This window comes from Enterobacter sp. 200527-13, from assembly GCF_027924865.1.
Taxonomy (GTDB): Bacteria; Pseudomonadota; Gammaproteobacteria; order Enterobacterales; family Enterobacteriaceae; genus Enterobacter; species Enterobacter ludwigii.
The window spans coordinates 1,255,876-1,277,924 of record NZ_BSCM01000001.1 but is presented as its reverse complement, the minus strand read 5'-3'; the positions used below and the strand labels follow the sequence as shown (position 1 = coordinate 1,277,924).

Genomic DNA, 22,049 nt, shown 5'->3' with positions numbered 1-22,049 from the left:
CCTACTTCGCTACCGGCAAATCCGCGTACCGCGTCGTATAAGCCGGTGACAACATCTCGCGCTTCATCGCCCAGGATTTCTCAATCCCCTGCCCGGCAAACCATATCTTCCCTTTCCCGGAATGATTCACGCTGTCGATCAGCGCCATCAGCGCCGCGCTGTTGGCGCGCAAACGGTTATCGTCAAATAAATTCAGCTGGGCGACGCCGCTACTGAAAAAGTCCGCCAGCATCACCCCCGCTTTCATGTAGCGATAGCCGTCAAGCCATATGCGCCCCAGCGCATCGGTGGCGGCACGGATGATATCGCGCGAGTCATTGGTGGGCGTCATCAGGGTGACAGACGCCTGATTGCCGTAATAAACCTCGTTGTCCGCATGCGGGCTGGTACGCAAAAACACGCTGATAAAGCGACAATATTGATGCTCGCTGCGCAGCTTTTCCGCAGCCCGTTCAGCGTAGGCACAAATGGCCTGGTGCATCTCCTCGTATTGCGTAATACGGTGTCCAAACGAGCGGCTACAGATAATCTGCTGCTTCGTGGGCGTAAACTCTTCCAGATCAAGACAGGGCTCGCCGCGCAGCTCGCGCGCCGTGCGCTCCAGGACAACGTTAAAATGTTTGCGGATGACCCACGAGGAAGCTTGTGCCAGATCCAGCGCCGTGGTGACGCCCATCGCATTAAGTTTTTTGGTAATGCGCCGCCCGACGCCCCACACCTCCTCTACCGGTACGCGCGCCAGCAGTTTACGCTGCCGCTCGCGATCCGATAAATCCACTACGCCTCCCGTGCTGCTCCACCGCTTTGCCGCATAGTTGGCCAGCTTCGCCAGCGTTTTCGTGGGGGCAATGCCTACGCCAACGGTTAATCCCGTATTTTTAAACACCTGCGTGCGCATATGATGACCAAACGCCTCCAGCGCCATGCAGTTGCTGACGCCAGCAACGTTCACAAACGCCTCATCAATGGAGTAAATCTCTATGGCCGGGGCGAAGTCGGTCAGCGTCTGCATCACCCGGCTGCTGAGATCGGCGTAAAGCGCATAGTTCGAGCTAAAGACGTAAACCCGCGCGGGAAAGCGCTTCTCTTTGAATTTGAAATACGGCTCGCCCATTTTTATATCGAACTGCTTTGCCTCCCGCGACAGCGAAATAATGCAGCCGTCGTTATTGGAGACCACCACCACGGGTTTGCCCCGCAGATCGGGCCGAAACACCGTCTCGCAGGAGGCATAAAAGCTGTTCACATCAACCAGCGCGAACATGTTTATGCGTTTTGAGTGTGTGGGTGACAACACCGAAGATCTGCAGTTCCTCTTCGGACTGAAACGTGATCGGCTGATAGCGAACGTTATGCGGCACTAACCTCAGGATCGGGCGGGTCTGCAGCTCTTTGACCGTAAACTCACCCGCGACGGATGCCACCACAATATCCCCGTGCACGGCGTTTAACGAACGATCGACGACCAGCAGATCGCCATCGCCGATCCCAACGCCGATCATCGAGTCTCCGCTCACCTTCACAAAGTAGGTCGCGCTGGGATGCCTGACGGCCAGGCGGTTAAGATCGAGACGATCTTCCACATAATCCTGCGCCGGGCTTGGAAAACCACACGCTACGCGTTCTACAAATAAAGGTAACTCAAGGGGTTGCTTTGGATAATAAGAAAAGAGAGTGTCCATAAATGCCTTTCTCGCCAGATACTGTATATAAATACAGTATTACGGATTATGGACAAGGATCAAGGTCCTTTACGGGGGTTACCCCAAACGCATTGAAGTGTGAGCGGATTTAATTCAGCCGTATCCTGCGCATCGGCGAAAGAATAGCCAGATAACGCCTGCGGCAGCGACATTCAGGTTTCAAGAGGGACAAAAAAGCCCAAAGCACTGCTTTGGGCTTATGCCTGTCTGGCTTAATCCGCCAGCGAATCGAGCGTTTCCAGCGCGTCAGCCGGGAGCACCAGCTCCGCCGCCGCAAGATTTTGTCGCAGATGCGCCACGGAGGAGGTGCCGGGGATCAGCAGGATGTTCGGCGAACGTTGCAGCAACCACGCCAGCGCGACCTGCATTGCCGTTACGCCCAGCGAATCAGCGACCGCCTGCAGCCCGGATGATTGCAGGGGTGTAAAACCGCCCAGCGGGAAGAACGGCACATACGCAATCCCCTGCTGCGCCAGCGAATCCACCAGCACATCATCGCCACGGTTCACGATGTTGTACATGTTCTGCACACACACCACCTGCACCATCTTCTGCGCTTCCGCAACCTGGGTGGCCGTGACGTTGCTCAGGCCAATATGGCGCACCAAACCTTGCTGTTGTAACTCGGCCAGCGTGGCGAGAGGTTCAGCAATTGAGCCTTCTGCTGGCCCGTGTGCGCTGAACATGATGCGCAGATTAACCACATCCAGCACATCCAGCTGCAGATTACGCAGATTGTCATGTACCGCCTGCGTCAGTTCCTGCGCGGAGAAGGCCGGCAGCCAGGAGGCATCACTGCCGCGACGGGCACCGATCTTGGTGACGAGCGTCAGATCGTCGCGGTACGGATGAAGCGCCTCGCGGATCAGCTGGTTGGTGATATGAGGCCCGTAAAAATCGCTGGTATCAATGTGATTCACCCCAGCAGCCACCGCTTCGCGGAGCACATCCAGCGCGGCATTTTTGTCCTTTGGAGGACCAAACACGCCTGGCCCGGCAAGCTGCATCGCGCCATAGCCAAGCCGTTTAACCGTCCGCGACCCAAGTGCGTACGTCCCGCTTTTATCAATGCTGCTCATGTCGACCTTCCTCATAAAAATGATCCGGATTTACAACGAGTTCCTTAACAGACCCCGTAGTTAAGCGCGAGTTAAATTAAAGTTTAATTTCTCTACGACGATAGTATTTGTGTAACCCTGCATCTTCTCTAACGGACGACCGCTATGCTGAAAAATCTGCACGTGATTACCGGTATTATCTTTGCTCTCACCATATTCTGTCTGTTGCAAGTTGTCACGGGAGGGTTGTTCTACTCTGCCGTCAGCAACGACCGCCATAACTTCCAGAACTCCGGGGTGCTCAATGCCCAGCAGGAGAGCCTGAGCGACAGCGTGAACACGCTGATCAAAACGCGCGTCACCGTCACCCGCGTGGCGATCCGCTACCTGAAAAACCAGCGCGACCCGGCGTCCCTTGCGGCGATCAACAAACTGCTTGGCACCGCGGCAGATTCTCTGGCTAAAGCTGAAGCCTATAACAAAGAGTGGCAGAAAATGCCGCAGGTTAACGGCCAGAACGCGGCATTAACCGACGAAATGCAGAAATCATGGAGCCAGATGCATGAAGTGATGCGTCTCTCCATTGCGTATCTGCGTGCCGACAACTACCAGGCCTATGGCGATCTGGATGCCCAACAGGCCCAGGACGATATGGAAGGGGTTTATAACCGCTGGCGCGCCGAAAACAACACTCTGCTGAAAGCCGCAACCGAAGAGAACCAGAGCAGCTTTACCCAGATGCAATGGACGCTGGCAGCGATCTTCCTGGCCGTTATCGCGGTGCTGGTGGTGATCTGGCAGGGTTTACAACACCTGCTGTTAAAACCGCTCCACATGATTATGAACCATATTCGCGCCATTGCGGGCGGCGATCTGACGCAGGATATCGCCCTGTCTGGCCGCAATGAGATGGGCCAGCTGGCGGCGGGTCTGCATGAGATGCAGCAGTCGCTGGTGACCACCGTCAGCGCCGTGCGTGGTAGCACCGACTCCATTTACACAGGCGCAGGTGAAATTGCCGCCGGAAGCAACGATCTGTCTGCCCGCACCGAGCAACAGGCGGCTTCGCTGGAGGAGACGGCTGCCAGCATGGAAGAGCTGACCGCTACGGTTAAACAGAACTCCGACAACGCCCGTCAGGCTACGCTACTGGCGAAGAACGCTTCAGAAACGGCGGCCCGTGGCGGTCACGTGGTCGATAACGTTGTCCGTACCATGACCGAAATCGCCGACAGCTCGCAGCAAATTGCGCACATTACCGGCGTGATTGACAGCATTGCCTTCCAGACAAACATTCTGGCGCTTAACGCGGCGGTGGAAGCCGCGCGTGCCGGGGAGCAAGGTCGTGGCTTTGCGGTCGTCGCAGGTGAAGTCCGCACGCTGGCCAGCCGCAGTGCGCAGGCGGCGAAAGAGATCAAAGGGCTGATTGAGAACTCCGTCAGCCGGGTGAATACCGGTTCAGAGCAGGTCAGCGAAGCGGGCGCAACCATGAAGGAGATTGTCGCTGCCGTGACCCGCGTGACCGATATCATGGGCGAGATTTCGTCGGCGTCCGATGAACAGAGCCGCGGCATCGAACAGGTGAGCCTGGCCGTTTCGCAGATGGACAGCGTCACACAGCAAAACGCCGCGCTAGTACAGCAATCCGCCACGGCGGCGGCGGCCCTGGAAGATCAGTCGGAACAACTGCGCCAGGCTGTGGCAGCGTTTCGCCTGAACGGAAAGGAAAAAGCCACCGCACCCCGCCCGGCCACGGTGAAAACCCCACAGCTGTTACGCCCGGCAACGGCCAACACCGCCACCGACAGCAACTGGGAAACCTTCTGAGTGACAGGCGGGCGAACGTCTCGCCCGCCAGAAGCGCTTAACGGCTGCGCTTAGCGTGCCGTTCCCAGTTCTCCTGTTTCGCTTCGTCAGACTTTCGTAACGAAACATAGCATGCTCCGCTGCCGCCGTGATGCGGCAGCGCCACGCAAAAGGCCTGCACTTCCTCGAACTCGGTTAACCAGCGCGCCAGATAGCTGCGTACCACGTTGGGGTGGGCGTTCTGCTCCCGCCCTTTTCCATGAATGATCACCAGGTTACGTAATCCATCGCGCCCAGCCTGGCGGATAAAGGAAAACAGCATCTGCCGGCAACGCTCGGCGGGCTGGCGTAACAGATTTAAGCTGGCCTGGCGGGAATATTTACCCGAGCGGAGCTTATCAATAACGCCCTGTTGCACCCCTTCCCGCCTGAACGCCAGCGGCTCCTCCAGGGGCAGAAGTTCCAGGAAGCCCAGGGTCAGGAAGTTATCCAGTTGCTCGGTATCAATCTCCTGACGCGTTCGCGTGTTGCGGCTCGGCTGCCAGTGAATATCCGTGCAGCGCTTCAGGGGCTGGATACCCTCCATGGCGTCAAGAAAAAGTGATTTGTCGTCAGGGTTCATGGACATCCTCCCGCTACATCTGAGCCTGTACTATACCTGCGCCAGGCATGGGCCTCAATAACCGCTACCCCAGGATGAGGGCATAAATATTAACCTGATGAATATAAAAATTATTTCTTCGCAAAAGTTAAACGCGACTTAACTTAAATTTCAGCACACATAAAACAGAAAGTTTAGGTTAAAAAAAATGTGGAATCAATGATGCTAAAACATATCTTTTTGAGGGTGGGGTGTTATAATTAAATAAACCTGCTTCACGGATATAACATTCAGGATCTGCGAAGGGAAGCACTGCTGTGTGTTGTAGGGTCTGTCTGATGTCGGACAGGCTCTGTTTTTTTATTTTACTCCCCGCTTCACTCCGATACTATTTTCCGCGCCTCTCTTCTGAATTGCGTAATTAACGATTCGGTCAGGGGTGTCTGACGAGAATCACGGCGCTGAATTAAATAATAGGCCGCTTTAGGTAGCGATTCGACAACGGGCAGCATAACCAGACGGTGCGCCAGCAGCGGGTCACAGCCCAGTTCCTTTGGCAGGATACTTAAAAAATCACTTTGTGCAACAAGGCTAATGCAGGAAGAAAACGTTTCGCAGACAACGTCAATGCGCGGTATTTGCGAGCGATGAGTAAAAACATCTTCCAATTGCTTATAATAACTCCCGCGTGGCGTCGGCATTGTCCAGTTATAATTCAGCAATTCGGTAATGGATGTCGCGCCCGTCGCCGGATGCCCTTCCCGACAAAATACGGCGAAAGGCTTTTCAAACAATTTTTCAAACGTAAACTCATGATCGTACGGCCCCTGATAATAGGTGTTGATGGTGAAATCCAGCTCGCCCTGGCGTAATTCATTGATCATCGACACCAGTTGCCCTTCCATAATCCGGACTTTTACCTGCGGATGTTGTGCATGAAAGCGGGTGATCACCGCGGGCATAAGGCTTCGCGAAATACTGGCTCCCATTCCAATATTAATCTGCCCGGCCAGTTCCCCCTGGCGCTGGCGGATATCATCCTGCGCCGCGCGTAACTCTTCCAGAATCAGCCTGGCGCGCGAGTAAAACCCTTCCCCACATTCGGTCAATGCGACGCCTTTACTCCTGCGCACAAAAAGCTGCGCCGCCATCCCCTCTTCCAGCTCTTTGATCGATTTGGTCAGCGCCGGTTGCGAAAGATTAAGCGTCCTGCTGGCACCGCGGATACTGCCCTGACGCGCGACTTCAACAAACGCCCGGATTTGATGAAATTTAATCTGAAATGACATAGCCCGACCGATAACCGTTGTTTATCAGAGTAAAGAAACTGTCATCTACTTTAATGGAAATGGATGTGCGAGGGTAATTCCTGAACGGTTAAAACTGTGAAAAAACGGTTAGTGATAAGTAAAAACTATCACAGCGTGAAGCAGTTCACATATTTTAATGATGACAGGAACAGATATGGAATCACTGGCGCAGTACATCCAGACATTAGCCCCACAACTGAGCGCATGGCGTCGCGATTTTCACCATTTCGCGGAGTCCGGATGGCTCGAATTTCGCACGGCGGCGAAAGTCGCGGAAATCTTAGACCAGCTGGGTTATTCGCTGGCGGTGGGCCGCGACGTGGTGGACGCCGAAAGCCGTATGGGATTACCCGATGACGCCACGCTGGCGCGAGAGTTTGCCCGCGCCCGGGCGCAAGGCGCACCAGAGAAATGGTTGACCCCGTTTGAAGGGGGATTTACCGGCATTGTGGCGACCCTGAATACCGGCCGCGCAGGCCCGACGCTGGCGTTTCGCGTGGATATGGACGCGCTGGATTTAAGCGAAGCACTCGATGACAGCCATCGCCCGTTCCGCGACGGGTTTGCCTCCTGCAACCCGGGGATGATGCACGCCTGCGCCCACGATGGTCACACCACCATTGGTCTGGGGCTGGCGCACGTGCTTAAGCAGAATGAATCGCAACTCAATGGCACCATCAAACTGATCTTCCAGCCTGCCGAGGAAGGCACCCGAGGCGCTCGCGCCATGGTGGCTGCCGGGGCGCTCGACGATGTGGACTACTTCACCGCGATTCACATTGGCACCGGTGTGCCCGCCGGTGTGGTGATCTGCGGCAGCGATAATTTTATGGCCACCACCAAGTTCGATGTGCATTTTACCGGGGTTGCCGCACACGCCGGCGGTAAACCGGAGGACGGCCGGAATGCCCTGCTCGCCGCAGCTCAGGCCGCTATCGCGCTTCACAGCATTGCCCCACACAGCGAAGGTGCATCGCGGGTGAATGTCGGCGTGATGCAGGCCGGCAGCGGACGCAACGTCGTGCCGGCTAACGCCCTGCTCAAGGTTGAAACCCGCGGCGTAAGCGAAGCCATTAACCAGTACGTCTTTGAACGCGCGCAGGCCGTGATTACCGGTGCGGCGGCACTCTACGGCGTGAGCGTCGAGATGCGTCTGATGGGCGCCGCCACCGCCAGTGCCCCTACACCGGCCTGGGTAGATTATCTGCGCCAGCAGGCAAGCCAGGTTACCGGCGTGGTGCAGGCCATTGACAGAGTCAACGCCCCCGCAGGTTCCGAAGACGCGACGCTGATGATGGCCCGCGTGCAACAGAACGGCGGAATGGCGTCGTATATGGTGTTCGGTACCGAGTTAAGCGCAGGTCATCACAATGAAAAATTTGATTTTGATGAGCAGGTCATGAACCTCGCTATCGAAACGCTGGCGCGCACTGCGCTTAATTTCCCGTGGACGCGAGGTGTGTAATGCAGGAGAACTACGCTTTTATTGCCGATGCCATCGACACGCGATGTCAGCTGTTAACCGGCATTGCCGACGACATCTGGGATCACCCTGAAACGCGTTTTGAAGAGTTCTGGTCCGCGGAACGGATTGCCGGCGCGCTGGAAGCGGAAGGTTTCACCCTGACCCGTGAAGCAGGTGGGATTCCGAATGCCTTTATCGCCAGCTTCGGCAGCGGTAAGCCCGTTATCGCCCTGCTGGGGGAATATGATGCTCTGGCCGGATTGAGCCAGCAGGCACATTGCGCGACGGCACAGTCCGCCACGCCGGGTGCCAACGGCCACGGCTGTGGCCACAATTTGCTGGGAACGGCAGCGCTGGCGGGTGCCATTGCGGTGAAAAGCTGGCTGGAGCAGCACGGGGGGAGCGGCACCGTGCGTTTCTACGGCTGTCCTGGTGAAGAAGGCGGTTCAGGGAAAACCTTTATGGTGCGCGAAGGTTTGTTTGATGACGTTGATGCCGCCGTCACCTGGCACCCTGAAGCATTTGCCGGCATGTTTAACGTCAGCACGCTGGCCAATATTCAGGCCGCCTGGCGGTTTCACGGCGTGGCGGCACATGCTGCTAACTCGCCACATCTGGGGCGTAGCGCGCTGGATGCCGTAACGCTGATGACCACCGGCACCAATTTCCTCAACGAACACATCATTGAGAAAGCGCGCGTTCATTACGCTATCACCGATACCGGTGGAATCTCACCCAACGTGGTGCAGGCGCAGGCTGAAGTGCTGTACCTGATCCGCGCGCCGGAAATGGCCGATGCGCAGCAGATCTACGAACGTATCGAGAAAATTGCTCAGGGCGCGGCAATGATGACCGAAACCACCGTTGCGTGTCGCTTTGATAAAGCCTGCTCCAGCTACCTGCCCAATCGCACGCTCGAAGCGGCGATGTATCGCGCCCTGCAGCATTACGGCACGCCAGAGTGGACGGAAGAGGAGCGCCAGTTTGCGCAGGATATTCGTGCCACGCTAACGCCAAATGACCTGCAAAACAGCCTGAAGAACATTGCCGCGACGGGGGGAGAAGCCGGTAACGCTTTTGCGCGCCGTCAGCAGGAGATGTTACTGACAGATGAGGTCGCACCTTACGCCATTACCGATAACGTACTGGCCGGGTCAACCGATGTGGGCGATGTCAGCTGGAAAATGCCGGTGGCACAGTGTTTCAGCCCCTGCTTTACCATCGGAACGCCTTTGCATACCTGGCAACTCGTGGCTCAGGGGCGAACCTCAATTGCTCATAAAGGCATGCTGCTGGCCGGAAAAGTGATGGGCGCAACCGCGCTAAATCTGCTCCAGGATGCAACGCTGCTGCAACAATGCCGGGAAGAGTTCGAACAACAAATCACCGAAAAACCGTACGTGTGTCCGATTCCGTCAGGCGTGACACCGTCACCTTTAAAATAATAAAACACAACACAACAACACAACAACAGTCCCGAGGAACGCCCATGAGTATGTCTTCCATACCTTCGCATTCCCCATCCGGTAAGCTCTATGGCTGGGTTGAAAGGATCGGTAATAAAGTGCCGCACCCTTTCCTGCTTTTTATCTGGTTGATCGTGGTTTTGATGGTGGCGACAGCGGTGCTGTCCGCCTTTGATGTCAGCGTGCGCAGTCCGGCCGATGGCAGTCTGGTGGCGGTCAAGAACCTGTTGAGTGTCGAAGGGTTGCACTGGTTCTTACCGAATGTGGTTAAAAACTTCAGCGGCTTCGCCCCGCTGGGGGCCATTCTGGCGCTGGTACTGGGCGCCGGGCTTGCCGAGCGTGTCGGTCTGTTACCGGCGCTGATGGTGAAAATGGCCTCCCACGTCAGCGCACGTTACGCCAGCTACATGGTGCTGTTTATCGCCTTCTTTAGCCACATCTCCTCTGATGCCGCGCTGGTGATCATGCCGCCCATGGGCGCTCTGATTTTCCTCGCCGTCGGACGCCATCCCGTGGCGGGTCTGCTGTCGGCGATTGCGGGCGTAGGCTGCGGCTTTACCGCCAACCTGCTGATCGTGACCACCGATGTCCTGCTCTCAGGCATCAGCACGGAGGCGGCCAAAACCATCGACACCGCGATGCACGTCAGCGTCATCGACAACTGGTACTTTATGGCCAGCTCGGTGGTCCTGCTGACCCTGGTGGGCGGACTGATTACCGATAAGCTCATTGAGCCGCGTTTAGGGAAATGGGAAGGCCGAAGCGATGAGAAGCTGGAGACGCTGAGTAAAGAGCAACGCGTTGGCCTGCGCGTGGCAGGCGTGGTCTCGCTGGCGTTTATTGCCGCGGTCGCGCTGATGGTGGTACCGGAAAACGGCATCCTGCGCGATCCGGTAAAACATTCCGTTCTCCCCTCGCCGTTTATTCAGGGCATTGTGCCGCTGATTATTCTGTTTTTCTTTGTCGTTTCGCTCGCCTATGGGATCGCCACCGGCAAAATTCGCCGTCAGGGCGATCTGCCGCAGCTGATGATCGAACCCATGAAAGAGATGGCGGGCTTTATTGTGATGGTGTTCCCGCTGGCGCAGTTCGTGGCGATGTTTAACTGGAGCAACATGGGCAAATTTATGGCCGTGGGGCTGACCGATGCGCTGGAAGCGGCGGGGTTAAGCGGCGTCCCGGCATTTGTCGGCCTTGCGCTGCTGTCGTCACTGCTGTGCATGTTTATCGCCAGCGGCTCGGCAATCTGGTCGATTCTGGCTCCCATCTTTGTGCCGATGTTTATGATGCTGGGGTTCCACCCGGCGTTTGCCCAGATCCTGTTCCGTATCGCAGACTCCTCCGTCATCCCGCTGGCACCGGTCTCACCGTTTGTTCCGCTGTTTTTAGGCTTCCTGCAGCGCTATAAACCAGAGGCAAAACTGGGTACCTACTATTCGCTGGTTTTACCCTATCCGCTTATCTTTTTAGGGGTATGGCTGGTGATGCTGGTGGCATGGTATCTTGTCGGTCTGCCGATTGGGCCGGGGATTTACCCAAGGCTGCACTAAAGGATTAACGATGCTGAGATTACTCGAAGATAAAATTGCCACGCCGCTTGGTCCACTGTGGGTGATTGCAGACGAGCAGTTCTGTCTGCGCGCCGTTGAGTGGGAAGAACACAGCGACAGGATGGACACGTTGCTCAACGTGCACTATCGCGCGCAGGGTTATGAACGTATCAGCGCCACCAACCCAGGCGGCCTGAGCGACAAACTGACGGCGTACTTCGAGGGCGATCTCAGCATCATTGACACCCTGCCGACCGCCACGGCAGGCACACCTTTCCAGCGCGAAGTCTGGCAGGCACTGCGCAGTATTCCGTGCGGACAGGTCATGCATTACGGCCAGCTCGCCGGGCAACTCGGCCGTGCCGGCGCGGCCCGCGCGGTCGGCGCGGCAAATGGCGCTAACCCCGTCAGTATTGTGGTCCCCTGCCACCGCGTGATTGGCCGCAACGGCACCCTGACCGGCTATGCCGGTGGCGTGCAGCGCAAGGAGTGGTTACTGCGTCACGAGGGGTATCTCCTGCTCTAGTTTCCAGGCTTTTAGTGCTTAATTTTCTTCCGGTTAGGCTAAAAATCCATAATCAAGCTGTGGAATTTCAAGAAGATGGCAACAGGTTGCCGTCTCTTGTCCTTATTGATGGTTTGGCAGGCTTACGTACTTACCAAAAAGATGTTAAAATTGACCAATATCAATTAAGGCTTGAGCAAACCTATGATCCCGGAAAAGCGAATTATACGACGCATTCAGTCTGGCGGTTGTGCTATCCATTGCCAGGATTGCAGCATCAGCCAGCTCTGTATCCCGTTTACCCTGAATGAGCATGAACTCGATCAGCTTGATAATATCATCGAGCGCAAAAAGCCTATTCAGAAAGGGCAGACGCTGTTTAAAGCGGGAGACGAACTGAAATCGCTCTATGCTATCCGTTCTGGCACCATCAAAAGCTACACCATCACGGAACAGGGTGATGAGCAGATCACCGGCTTCCATCTGGCGGGTGACCTGGTTGGCTTTGATGCCATCGGTACTGGCCATCACCCGAGCTTTGCTCAGGCGCTGGAAACCTCAATGGTTTGCGAAATCCCGTTTGAAACGCTGGACGATCTCTCAGGCAAAATGCCCAATCTGCGTCAGCAGATGATGCGTCTGATGAGCGGTGAGATCAAAGGCGATCAGGACATGATTCTGCTACTTTCCAAAAAGAATGCAGAAGAACGCCTGGCCGCGTTTATCTATAACCTCTCACGCCGCTTCGCGGAGCGCGGTTTCTCCCCGCGTGAATTCCGTCTGACCATGACGCGTGGCGATATCGGTAACTACCTGGGCCTGACCGTGGAAACCATTAGCCGCCTGCTGGGTCGTTTCCAGAAAAGCGGAATGCTGGCCGTTAAGGGTAAATACATTACCATCGAAAACGGTGAAGCTCTGGCCGTTCTTGCCGGTCACTCCCGCAACGTGGCATAACGCCTCCGCATGATTGATGCCAGGCCGATAAATTTTTATGATCTATTGGTCTGGTACGTCACCACTTCCGTTTCACCACGTTTCCCTGGCACCGCCCCACTCAGTCCCTGAAAGGTTCTTGTTGAGGTTATGAATTGAGAGAAAGTTTATTTTTCGTTTCAGTCGTTATCGCCTCAGTGACCTTCATATTCATCTGGATCATGCTTGTCGGGCCAATGAAGGGTGAAGAAAAAACCTACGTACAGGATTCAACGACGTTTGCGATTGCGGTGATGATACTGCTGTTGATTGCCTTTATCGCGGTAACAACAACGGTTCTTTTTCTGTGACAGATTTTCATGATTTATTGATCTGACAAAAACTTCCCCCCTGTTTCATTCAAGATATATAGGTTACTCTTTTAATTACAGACTGTGGTGACAGTAGTAAGGAGACCTGTATGGCAAAGTATCAAAACATGCTGGTGGCTATCGATCCTAACCAGGACGATCAGCCGGCATTACGACGTGCTGTGTATCTACATCAACGGATTGGTGGCAAAATCAAAGCGTTTTTGCCGATCTATGACTTCTCATATGAGATGACCACCCTTCTGTCGCCTGACGAACGCACCGCAATGCGTCAGGGAGTGATCAGCCAGCGTACCGCGTGGATCCGTGAACAGGCCAAATATTACCTGGAAGCGGGTGTTCCTATCGATATTAAAGTGGTCTGGCATAACCGACCTTTCGAAGCCATTATCCAGGAAGTGGTCGCCGGTGGGCACGACCTGTTGCTGAAAATGGCGCACCAGCACGACAAGCTTGAATCCGTGATCTTTACCCCTACCGACTGGCACCTGCTGCGTAAATGCCCTTGCCCGGTGTGGATGGTAAAAGACCAGCCGTGGCCAGAAGGCGGCAAGGCCGTCGTGGCGGTCAACCTGGCGAGCGAGGAGGATTACCACAATTCGCTCAATGAAAAGCTGGTCAAGGAGACGATCCAGCTTGCCGAGCAGGTTAACCACACTGAAGTCCATCTGGTGGGCGCTTACCCGGTAACACCGATTAATATTGCCATCGAGCTGCCTGAATTTGACCCGAGCGTGTATAACGATGCGATCCGGGGGCAGCACCTGCTGGCCATGAAGGCGTTACGCCAGAAATTCAGCATCGATGAGAAAATGACACATGTGGAAAAAGGGTTGCCTGAAGAGGTGATCCCGGATTTAGCAGAACATCTGCAGGCGGGGATTGTGGTACTGGGTACCATTGGCCGGACCGGTATTTCTGCCGCATTCCTGGGCAATACCGCCGAACAGGTGATCGACCATCTGCGCTGTGACCTGCTGGTCATCAAGCCGGATGAGTATCAGACACCGGTTGAACTGGACGACCCGGAAGACGACTAAGTTCAGACATAAAAAAACCGCCGTTTCCGGCGGTTTTTTTTGTCGCTGCTTTACAGCGATTTCAGAATCGCATCGACACTGGCTTTTGCATCGCCAAACAGCATGTGCGTGTTCTCTTTAAAGAACAGCGGGTTCTGAACCCCTGCATAACCGGTGTTCATGGAACGTTTGAAGACAATCACGTTCTGCGCCTTCCACACTTCCAGAACCGGCATACCGGCGATTGGGCTACGCGGATCGTCCTGCGCCGCCGGGTTAACGGTGTCGTTGGCACCAATAACCAGGACGGTGTCGGTATCGGTGAAATCATCGTTGATCTCATCCATCTCCAGCACGATGTCGTAAGGCACTTTCGCTTCCGCCAGCAGCACGTTCATGTGGCCTGGCAGACGCCCCGCTACCGGGTGAATGCCAAAGCGAACCTTGATACCACGCGCACGCAGCTTCTCGGTGATCTCCGCAACCGGATACTGAGCCTGTGCCACCGCCATGCCGTAGCCTGGGGTAATGATGACCGAGTGTGAGTTTTTCAGCATCTCTGCGGTATCTTCCGCGGTGATCTCACGGTGCTCACCCACTTCTTCGTCAGAACCGGTTGAGGAGCCGTCCGAACCAAAGCCACCCGCGATAACGCTGATAAACGAACGGTTCATCGCCTTACACATGATGTAAGACAGGATCGCACCAGAAGAACCGACCAGCGCACCGGTGACGATCAACAGATCGTTGCTCAGCATGAAGCCTGCTGCCGCCGCGGCCCAACCGGAGTAGGAGTTCAGCATGGAGACAACCACTGGCATATCGGCACCACCAATGGAGGCCACCAGGTGCCAGCCAAAGGCCAGAGCAATCAGGGTCATCACCAGTAACGCCAGCACCTGCAGGCCCACGCTTTCAGTGCGCACGAAGACCACCAGCAGCACAAAGGACACGACCAGCGCCGCCAGGTTCAGCTTGTGACGGTTTGGCAGCATCAGCGGTTTAGAAGAGATCTTACCGCGCAGTTTGCCGAACGCGACAATTGAGCCGGTGAAGGTCACCGCACCAATGAAGATGCCGAGGAACACTTCCGTTAGATGGATATTGACCAGAATCGGTTCCAGACCGGGTGTGTGGTACAGGTAGCTGTTGAAGCCCACCAGCACCGCCGCCAGCCCCACGAAGCTGTGCAGAATGGCCACCAGCTCCGGCATCTCGGTCATTTCAACGCGTTTCGCCAGGCGAATACCAATCGCGCCACCGATGATCATCGCCACCAGGATCCATGCAACGTTGCCGGTGTCCGGCCCGAAGATGGTGGCAATCAGCGCAATCGCCATCCCGGCGATACCAAAGTTATTTCCCTGCTGAGACGTTTCGTGTTTGGAAAGCCCCGCCAGACTGAAAATAAACAGGATTGCAGCAACAATGTATGCGGCTGTGACTAATCCTCCAGACATATGCTACCCCTTAGCCTTTACGAAACATTTTCAGCATGCGCTGAGTCACGGTGAACCCACCGAAAATATTGATACTGGCGATCAGCACCGCGATAAAGCTCAGGAAGCTTACCCAGCCGCCGTGGCCAATCTGCAGCAGCGCCCCGACCACGATAATCCCGGAGATGGCGTTAGTGACCGACATCAGTGGCGTATGCAGCGCATGGGAGACATTCCACACGACGTAGTACCCCACCACACACGAGAGCGCGAAGACGGTAAAGTGGCCGAGGAATTCTTTCGGCGCGACATCTGCCAGCCAGCCAAACAGAATAATGACCAGCGCCATGATCGCGTACTTACGCCACGGAGAAGCCGGTTTAGCAGGCTCTTTAGGCTCAGGTGCCGCTTTCGGTGCCGCCTGAGGCTGCGCGGACACCTGAATCGGTGGCGCAGGCCAGGTGATTTCGCCTTCACGCACCACCGTTACGCCACGCACAACAACATCGTCAAAATCAACGGTGATGTTGCCGTCTTTCTCTTTGCAGAGCAGTTTCAGCAGGTTAACAAGGTTGGTACCGTACAGCTGAGAAGACTGGGTTGGCAGACGGCCCGGCAAATCGGTATACCCGATCACCTTCACGCCGTTAGCGGTTGTGGTCACCTGATTTGGCACGGTGTATTCACAGTTGCCACCGTTCTGCGACGCCAGGTCGACGATCACGCTGCCCGACTTCATTGAGTCAACCATCTCACGGGTAATCAGCTTCGGCGCGGGTTTACCGGGGATAAGCGCGGTAGTGACAATGATGTCGACATCTTTGGCCTGCGCGGCGAAGAGTTCCATTTCCGCTTTGATAAAGGCTTCGGACATGACCTTCGCGTAACCGTCACCGCTGCCCGCTTCTTCCTTGAAGTCCAGCTCAAGGAATTCGGCACCCATACTTTGGACTTGTTCTTTTACTTCAGGGCGGGTGTCAAAAGCGCGTACGATAGCGCCCAGGCTGTTTGCCGCGCCGATAGCCGCAAGACCCGCCACGCCCGCGCCAATCACCATCACTTTCGCCGGAGGCACTTTCCCTGCCGCAGTGATCTGACCGGTAAAGAAGCGACCAAACTCATGCGCCGCCTCAACAATCGCGCGGTAACCGGCGATATTCGCCATGGAACTTAAGGCATCCAGCGACTGCGCGCGCGAAATACGCGGCACGGAGTCCATGGCCATCACGGTCACGCCACGTGCTGCCAGCTTCTCCATCAACTCAGGATTCTGTGCAGGCCAGATGAAGCTCACCAGCGTCGTGCCAGGATTCAGCAGTTCAATCTCGCTCTCTTCCGGCGCATTAACCTTGAGAATAACGGGCGACTGCCAGACTTCAGCACCGTCCACCACTTCCGCGGCAGCCTGAATAAAGGCCTCGTCATCGAAACTCGCCAGTTTGCCCGCGCCGCGTTCAACTGCGACGGTAAAACCCAGTTTAAGCAGTTGCTCCACCGTTTTCGGTGTTGCCGCTACGCGGGTTTCATTGGCTAACCGTTCTTTTGGTACCCCAATACGCATAGTTTTCCCTTCCATCGGTTTTTGATGATGGTTTGTCGATAAATGCCCGCGGTTTGTATCAACTTTCGCCAGCAGGACAGCGACGACATATGATTAACCCCAGAAAATAAAACAGTAACAAACTTTCTATAACCTACTGAAAATAACGCCCGTGATCTACCGCCAGAAAACACTATTTCTTACTTTATCTGTGAAAAATAAGTGATCTGCGTCGCTGACAGTGATATTTACCTTAAATTCATCGCTGAGACCGATAAATAGCGCAAGCGAAGCGGTAAAAACATGATATAGCGCCATTAGAGAACAACTTATTAACATTAAATTAACTTGTAAAAGTCATAAGCTTTATCAGTTTTGCTTGTCAGACGCCTGTTTTTTCAACATATCACTAAATGTTATCAAATCAGATGATTCAGTGAGCACAGGCTGTGAAAAATGGCGCAGACAGCGACGGGTTTTAAATGCCATAATCGGGACCGTCTCAAATTAACAACAATACCAGTACATGGTTTGCGCAAGGCGAAGGATTATTTTTATGAAGCTTAAGAACACACTCCTGGCGTCCGCACTTCTCTCCGCGACCGCCCTGTCTGCGAATGCCGCGACAGAGTTAACGCCGGAGCAAGCGGCAGCGTTAAAACCTTTTGACCATACGGTCATTGTGGGTCGTTATAATTCTATTGGCGATGCCGTCGCCGCCGCATCAAAAGCCGCCGATAAAAACGGTGCGGCCTCGTTTTACGTTGTTGATCAGTCTGACTCCGGCAACAGCGGTAACCAGCGCGTGACCATTGCGCTGTATAAAGACAATGCGCCGAAAGCTGACGCGCCGAAAAACCGCGTGATTAACGGCGTCGTTGAATTACCGAAAGATCAGGCGATTGAGCTGGAACCTTATGACACCGTCACCGTGCAGGGCTTCTATCGCAGCCAGCCTGAAGTGAACGATGCCATCACCAAAGCCGCAAAAGAAAAAGGCGCGTACTCTTTCTTTATCGTGCGTCAGGTCGATGCTAACCAGGGTGGCAACCAGCGCATTACCGCGTTCATCTATAAAGAAGATGCGAAAAAACGCGTTCTGCAAAGCCCGGACGCTATTCCTGCTGATTCCGAAGCGGGTCGTGCGGCGATAGCGAAAGGCGGCGAAGAAGCGAAGAAAGTGGAAATTCCAGGCGTAGCCACCTCTGCCGCACCAAGCGCTGAAGTGGGCCGTTTCTTCGAAACGCAATCCACCAAAGGTGGCCGTTACTCCGTTACCCTGCCAGACGGAACCAAAATTGAAGAGCTGAACAAAGCCACTGCAGCGCAGATGGTGCCGTTCGACAGCATTAAATTTACCGGCAACTACGGCAACATGACGGAAGTCTCTTATCAGGTCGCGAAACGTGCGGCGAAGAAAGGGGCGAAGTATTACCACATCACCCGCCAGTGGCAGGAACGTGGTAACAACGTGACCATCAGCGCCGACCTGTACAAGTAACAGAACGGTTGACCCGAGGCGGCGCAATGCCGCCTTTTTTGTTACTTTTTTTTGAAATTCGGCCCCACGTCATTGCATGCTTTCGTGACACTCCGTAAAATCCCGCGCCTTAGTGTGATCCACCATTTTTATGCGCCTGTGCGAAATAATTATTCTGGATTTGGACCTTTCATAACAGGAAGCCAATGGAAAAGAAACTAGGCCTGAGTGCTTTGACTGCACTCGTTTTGAGCTCAATGCTGGGTGCGGGCGTATTCAGCTTACCGCAGAATATGGCGGCGGTCGCAAGCCCTGCCGCACTGCTTATAGGGTGGGGCATCACGGGTGCCGGGATTTTGTTGCTGGCGTTCGCAATGCTGCTTCTGACCCGCATCCGCCCGGATCTGGATGGGGGGATTTTCACTTACGCCCGTGAAGGTTTCGGCGAACTGATTGGCTTCTGTTCCGCATGGGGCTACTGGCTGTGTGCGGTCATCGCAAACGTCTCCTACCTGGTGATCATCTTTTCGGCGCTCAGTTTCTTTACCGATACCCCTGAACTGCGGTTCTTTGGCGACGGCAATACCTGGCAGTCCATTGTGGGCGCCTCGGTACTGCTTTGGGTTGTTCACTGGTTGATTCTACGTGGCGTACAGACGGCGGCCAGCATTAACCTGGTGGCAACTCTGGCCAAACTGGTTCCGCTCGGCCTGTTTATCGTGCTGGCCTTTATGGCGTTCCGTCTCGATGTGTTCAGTCTCGATTTCAGCGGTGTCGCGCTGGGCGTACCGGTCTGGGAGCAGGTCAAAAACACCATGCTGATCACCCTGTGGGTCTTCATCGGTGTTGAAGGGGCCGTCGTGGTCTCTGCCCGGGCGCGGAATAAGCGCGATGTGGGTCGCGCCACGCTGCTGGCGGTACTGGCGGCGCTGGGCGTGTATCTGATGGTGACGCTGCTGTCGCTGGGGGTGGTCGCGCGTCCTGAACTGGCCGAAATGCGTAACCCGTCGATGGCGGGCCTGATGGTGAAAATGTTCGGACCGTGGGGTGACGTGGTGATTGCCGCGGGGCTGATTATCTCCGTGTGCGGCGCGTACCTGAGCTGGACCATTATGGCGGCAGAAGTGCCGTTCCTGGCCGCAACGCACAAAGCATTTCCACGCCTGTTTGCTCGTCAAAACAAAAACAGCGCGCCGTCGGCCTCACTCTGGCTGACCAACATCAGCGTTCAGGTCTGTCTGGTGCTGATCTGGCTCACAGGTTCAGACTATAACACTCTGCTGACCATCGCCTCGGAGATGATTCTGGTACCCTATTTCTTAGTGGGTGCATATCTGTTAAAAATCGCCACACGTCCGGCGCACTATGTGGTGGGTGTCGGAGCCTGTATTTACGGCCTGTGGTTGTTGTATGCTTCCGGGCCTATGCATCTGCTGCTGTCGGTGGTGTTGTATGCACCGGGCCTGCTGGTGTTTATCTACGCCCGCCGCACGCATCAGTTAGAGAACGCGCTTAGACGCCGTGAGATGGCCTTAATCGGGCTGTTACTGGTTGCTGCCGTACCGGCAACCTGGATGTTAATGGGATAGAATCGCCTTTCCCATTGTTGAACTGAAAAGGAGAACACGATGGGAAACGCGCAGCAACGCCCAATACTGATTACTGGTGGAGGCCGTCGTATCGGCCTCGCCCTTGCCCATCACTTTCTCAATCTTCGCCATCCGGTCATCATCAGTTACCGCAGCGAATATCCCTCGATTGAGGGGCTACGCAAAGCCGGTGCGATCTGCATTCAGGCCGATTTCTCAACCGATGACGGTATTCTGGCCTTCGCTGATAAAGTGAAATCTACCACCCCCGGGCTGCGCGCCATTATCCATAATGCCAGCGCCTGGCTTCCCGAAAAATCCGGTACGCCACTCAGCGAAACGCTCTCCTGCATGCTGCAGATCCACGTCAATGCGCCCTATCTGCTGAACCATGCCCTGCTCGACCTGTTGCGCGGTCACGGACATGCGGCGGGTGATATTATTCATTTCACCGATTACGTCGTGGAGCGCGGCAGCGACAAGCACATCGCCTATGCGGCCAGTAAAGCCGCACTCGATAACATGACGCGTTCGTTCGCCCGTAAACTTGCCCCTGAAGTTAAGGTCAACGCCATCGCCCCGGCGATGATTTTGTTCAACGAAGACGATGATGCGGAGTATCGCCAGCAGGCGCTGAATAAATCGCTGATGAAAATTGCGCCAGGTGAAAAAGAGGTTATCGATCTTATCGATTATCTGCTCACCAGTTGCTACGTCACTGGCAGAACCTTTGCCGTGGACGGCGGTCGACCGCTGCGCTAGTGAAAGCGGCTCCAGAAGAAGATAAGCACCCAGGCGCTGAGTCCCCAGCAGACAACGGCCCCGCTCAGCGCCAGGGGAAGTCGCATAAAACCGGTGAAGTACCACAGCGAAAGCAGATAGAGAAAATAAGGGATGATCGACCACATCCCGAACACGATGGTCGTACGCAATGCTTCCGTGCCTCGTTCTGAGGCGACAATATAGTGCGCTATTAACGCAAAGGTCGGGAAGAGTGGGATCAGCCCGGCAATATAATAATTCCTGGTTTTAGCCAGAACACCAATCAGTAACACCACCAGCGCACCCAACGCGGCTTTTATCACCAGCCCCATCTTTTTCCCTATAACAATCAAATAACACTATGAGCCAGAATAACGGAACTGGCGTTAATTATGAAAGATTAATGGAACGTTAAGGTTGTGCGGTGTATGTTGGCTTTTTTCACGATAACAGACGTTGTATGAATAAGATTGTTTATGTTGAAGACGAGCCCGAAGTGGGGCAATTGATCGCCGCCTATCTGGGTAAACATGATATGGACGTCATTGTTGAGCCTCGTGGCGATCGTGCCGAAGAGGTGGTCTTACGTGAAAACCCGGACCTGGTGCTGCTGGACATCATGCTGCCCGGCAAAGATGGCATGACGGTCTGCCGCGATCTGCGCGCCCGGTGGGAGGGCCCTATCGTGCTGCTGACCTCGCTGGACAGCGACATGAACCATATTTTGTCACTCGAAATGGGTGCCAATGACTACATTCTGAAAACCACGCCCCCTGCCGTCCTCCTTGCTCGTCTGCGCCTTCATTTACGCCAGCGTGCCAGCGTTGAACGAGAAGCGCCTGCTCAGTCGCTGACCCCGCACAAAGCGATGCGTTTTGGTACCTTGTCTATTGATCCGATTAACCGTCAGGTTCTGCTTTCTGGCGAGCTTATCGCCCTTTCCACCGCAGATTTTGACCTGCTCTGGGAACTGGCAACCCACGCCGGGCAGATCATGGATCGCGATGCATTACTGAAAAACCTGCGCGGCGTCAGCTACGACGGAATGGATCGCAGCGTTGACGTGGCTATTTCGCGCCTGCGTAAAAAACTGCAGGATAATGCCACTGAGCCGTACCGCATTAAAACCGTGCGTAACAAGGGCTATCTGTTCGCGCCTCACGCCTGGGAAACCTGATGCCGGTTCCCCACGACACTGTTTAAAACATTACGCAGACGAGGTCTGACAGTTGCATAAAATAAGAACACTCAGCCTGATCTGCTGTTTTGGGTTAACCGGATGCGTTGTCGCAGATATGGATTCAAGTAATTATGACTATGTTCCGTATATTCAGACTATCCAGAATCCCTGGACCCCGGGCCATACCAATGTGCAACAACGCCGTGAGGATTTGTACGCCTGCGGCGTTGATCGAAAGTATTCGCTCAATTCATGGGACGAAAACTTCA

At 54.9% G+C, this 22,049-nt stretch carries 19 protein-coding genes; 11 read left to right on the top strand and 8 right to left on the bottom strand.

Annotated elements, in window-relative coordinates:
- Position 1: 1 nt before the first annotated feature.
- The 3 genes from umuC to QMG44_RS06070 form a co-directional block, all read right to left on the bottom strand.
- Complete coding sequence (umuC, locus tag QMG44_RS06080; protein WP_014169839.1) at positions 2 to 1,264, bottom strand: translesion error-prone DNA polymerase V subunit UmuC; 1,263 nt, start codon at positions 1,262 to 1,264, stop codon at positions 2 to 4.
- Entirely contained in the window at positions 1,248 to 1,682 is a 435-nt protein-coding gene (gene umuD / locus QMG44_RS06075) for a translesion error-prone DNA polymerase V autoproteolytic subunit (protein WP_014169838.1), read from the bottom strand. Before umuD ends, umuC begins: the two co-directional genes overlap by 17 nt.
- Before the next feature lie 233 nt (positions 1,683 to 1,915).
- Positions 1,916 to 2,782 (bottom strand): aldo/keto reductase family oxidoreductase, encoded by an 867-nt coding sequence (locus QMG44_RS06070; protein WP_068794557.1) that lies wholly within the window; start codon positions 2,780 to 2,782, stop codon positions 1,916 to 1,918.
- A 144-nt stretch (positions 2,783 to 2,926) separates the two neighbouring features.
- Here QMG44_RS06070 and QMG44_RS06065 point away from each other — a divergent pair, with 144 nt between their 5' ends.
- Positions 2,927 to 4,588: a methyl-accepting chemotaxis citrate transducer gene (locus tag QMG44_RS06065; protein WP_014169836.1), complete on the top strand. Its 1,662-nt coding sequence runs from the start codon at positions 2,927 to 2,929 to the stop codon at positions 4,586 to 4,588.
- Between the two features lie 37 nt (positions 4,589 to 4,625).
- Here QMG44_RS06065 and smrA read toward each other — a convergent pair whose 3' ends face one another.
- Both smrA and QMG44_RS06055 read right to left on the bottom strand, forming a co-directional pair.
- Positions 4,626 to 5,189 carry a DNA endonuclease SmrA gene (gene smrA, locus QMG44_RS06060; RefSeq protein WP_020884302.1) on the bottom strand — a complete coding sequence of 188 codons (564 nt, stop codon included), beginning with the start codon at positions 5,187 to 5,189 and terminating at the stop codon, positions 4,626 to 4,628.
- A 356-nt stretch (positions 5,190 to 5,545) separates the two neighbouring features.
- Positions 5,546 to 6,457: a LysR family transcriptional regulator gene (locus QMG44_RS06055; RefSeq protein WP_014169834.1), complete on the bottom strand. Its 912-nt coding sequence runs from the start codon at positions 6,455 to 6,457 to the stop codon at positions 5,546 to 5,548.
- Between the two features lie 175 nt (positions 6,458 to 6,632).
- Between QMG44_RS06055 and QMG44_RS06050 the strand changes: the two genes are divergently transcribed.
- The 6 genes from QMG44_RS06050 to uspE all read left to right on the top strand — a co-directional run bounded on the left by QMG44_RS06050 (position 6,633) and on the right by uspE (position 13,811).
- Complete coding sequence (locus QMG44_RS06050) at positions 6,633 to 7,943, top strand: M20 family metallo-hydrolase (RefSeq protein ID WP_047955516.1); 1,311 nt, start codon at positions 6,633 to 6,635, stop codon at positions 7,941 to 7,943.
- A complete protein-coding gene (locus QMG44_RS06045) occupies positions 7,943 to 9,388 on the top strand; it encodes a M20 family metallopeptidase (protein ID WP_044857276.1) in 1,446 nt (481 codons plus the stop codon). Before QMG44_RS06050 ends, QMG44_RS06045 begins: the two co-directional genes overlap by 1 nt.
- 44 nt (positions 9,389 to 9,432) lie before the next feature.
- Positions 9,433 to 10,959: a p-aminobenzoyl-glutamate transporter gene (gene abgT, locus QMG44_RS06040; protein ID WP_086532614.1), complete on the top strand. Its 1,527-nt coding sequence runs from the start codon at positions 9,433 to 9,435 to the stop codon at positions 10,957 to 10,959.
- A gap of 10 nt (positions 10,960 to 10,969) precedes the next feature.
- Positions 10,970 to 11,485, top strand: a complete 516-nt coding sequence (ogt, locus tag QMG44_RS06035; RefSeq protein WP_020884306.1) for a methylated-DNA--[protein]-cysteine S-methyltransferase — start codon at positions 10,970 to 10,972, stop codon at positions 11,483 to 11,485.
- A 183-nt stretch (positions 11,486 to 11,668) separates the two neighbouring features.
- Positions 11,669 to 12,421, top strand: a complete 753-nt coding sequence (fnr, locus tag QMG44_RS06030; RefSeq protein WP_014070017.1) for a fumarate/nitrate reduction transcriptional regulator Fnr — start codon at positions 11,669 to 11,671, stop codon at positions 12,419 to 12,421.
- Between the two features lie 439 nt (positions 12,422 to 12,860).
- Entirely contained in the window at positions 12,861 to 13,811 is a 951-nt protein-coding gene (uspE, locus tag QMG44_RS06025) for a universal stress protein UspE (RefSeq protein WP_014169827.1), read from the top strand.
- Positions 13,812 to 13,861: 50 nt separating this feature from the next.
- Here the strand turns inward: uspE and pntB are convergent, their stop codons facing one another.
- Both pntB and pntA read right to left on the bottom strand, forming a co-directional pair.
- Positions 13,862 to 15,250, bottom strand: coding sequence for a Re/Si-specific NAD(P)(+) transhydrogenase subunit beta (gene pntB / locus QMG44_RS06020; protein WP_025204333.1), 1,389 nt, complete (start codon positions 15,248 to 15,250; stop codon positions 13,862 to 13,864).
- A gap of 10 nt (positions 15,251 to 15,260) precedes the next feature.
- Positions 15,261 to 16,790: a Re/Si-specific NAD(P)(+) transhydrogenase subunit alpha gene (pntA, locus tag QMG44_RS06015; RefSeq protein WP_281853005.1), complete on the bottom strand. Its 1,530-nt coding sequence runs from the start codon at positions 16,788 to 16,790 to the stop codon at positions 15,261 to 15,263.
- Positions 16,791 to 17,325: 535 nt separating this feature from the next.
- Between pntA and ydgH the strand changes: the two genes are divergently transcribed.
- The 3 genes from ydgH to folM all read left to right on the top strand — a co-directional run bounded on the left by ydgH (position 17,326) and on the right by folM (position 20,600).
- Complete coding sequence (gene ydgH, locus QMG44_RS06010; RefSeq protein WP_020884309.1) at positions 17,326 to 18,270, top strand: DUF1471 family protein YdgH; 945 nt, start codon at positions 17,326 to 17,328, stop codon at positions 18,268 to 18,270.
- Between the two features lie 185 nt (positions 18,271 to 18,455).
- On the top strand, positions 18,456 to 19,838 hold the full coding sequence (locus QMG44_RS06005) for an amino acid permease (RefSeq protein WP_086532616.1): 1,383 nt from the start codon (positions 18,456 to 18,458) through the stop codon (positions 19,836 to 19,838).
- 39 nt (positions 19,839 to 19,877) lie between these two features.
- The gene (folM, locus tag QMG44_RS06000; protein ID WP_020884311.1) at positions 19,878 to 20,600 is read left to right on the top strand and encodes a dihydromonapterin reductase; all 723 of its coding nucleotides are present in this window, start codon (positions 19,878 to 19,880) and stop codon (positions 20,598 to 20,600) included.
- Here the strand turns inward: folM and QMG44_RS05995 are convergent.
- Positions 20,597 to 20,932, bottom strand: coding sequence for a GlpM family protein (locus QMG44_RS05995; protein ID WP_025204336.1), 336 nt, complete (start codon positions 20,930 to 20,932; stop codon positions 20,597 to 20,599). The genes folM and QMG44_RS05995 overlap by 4 nt on opposite strands.
- 128 nt (positions 20,933 to 21,060) lie before the next feature.
- Between QMG44_RS05995 and rstA the strand changes: the two genes are divergently transcribed.
- Positions 21,061 to 21,777 carry a two-component system response regulator RstA gene (gene rstA, locus QMG44_RS05990; RefSeq protein ID WP_025204337.1) on the top strand — a complete coding sequence of 239 codons (717 nt, stop codon included), beginning with the start codon at positions 21,061 to 21,063 and terminating at the stop codon, positions 21,775 to 21,777.
- Positions 21,778 to 22,049 lie beyond the last annotated feature (272 nt).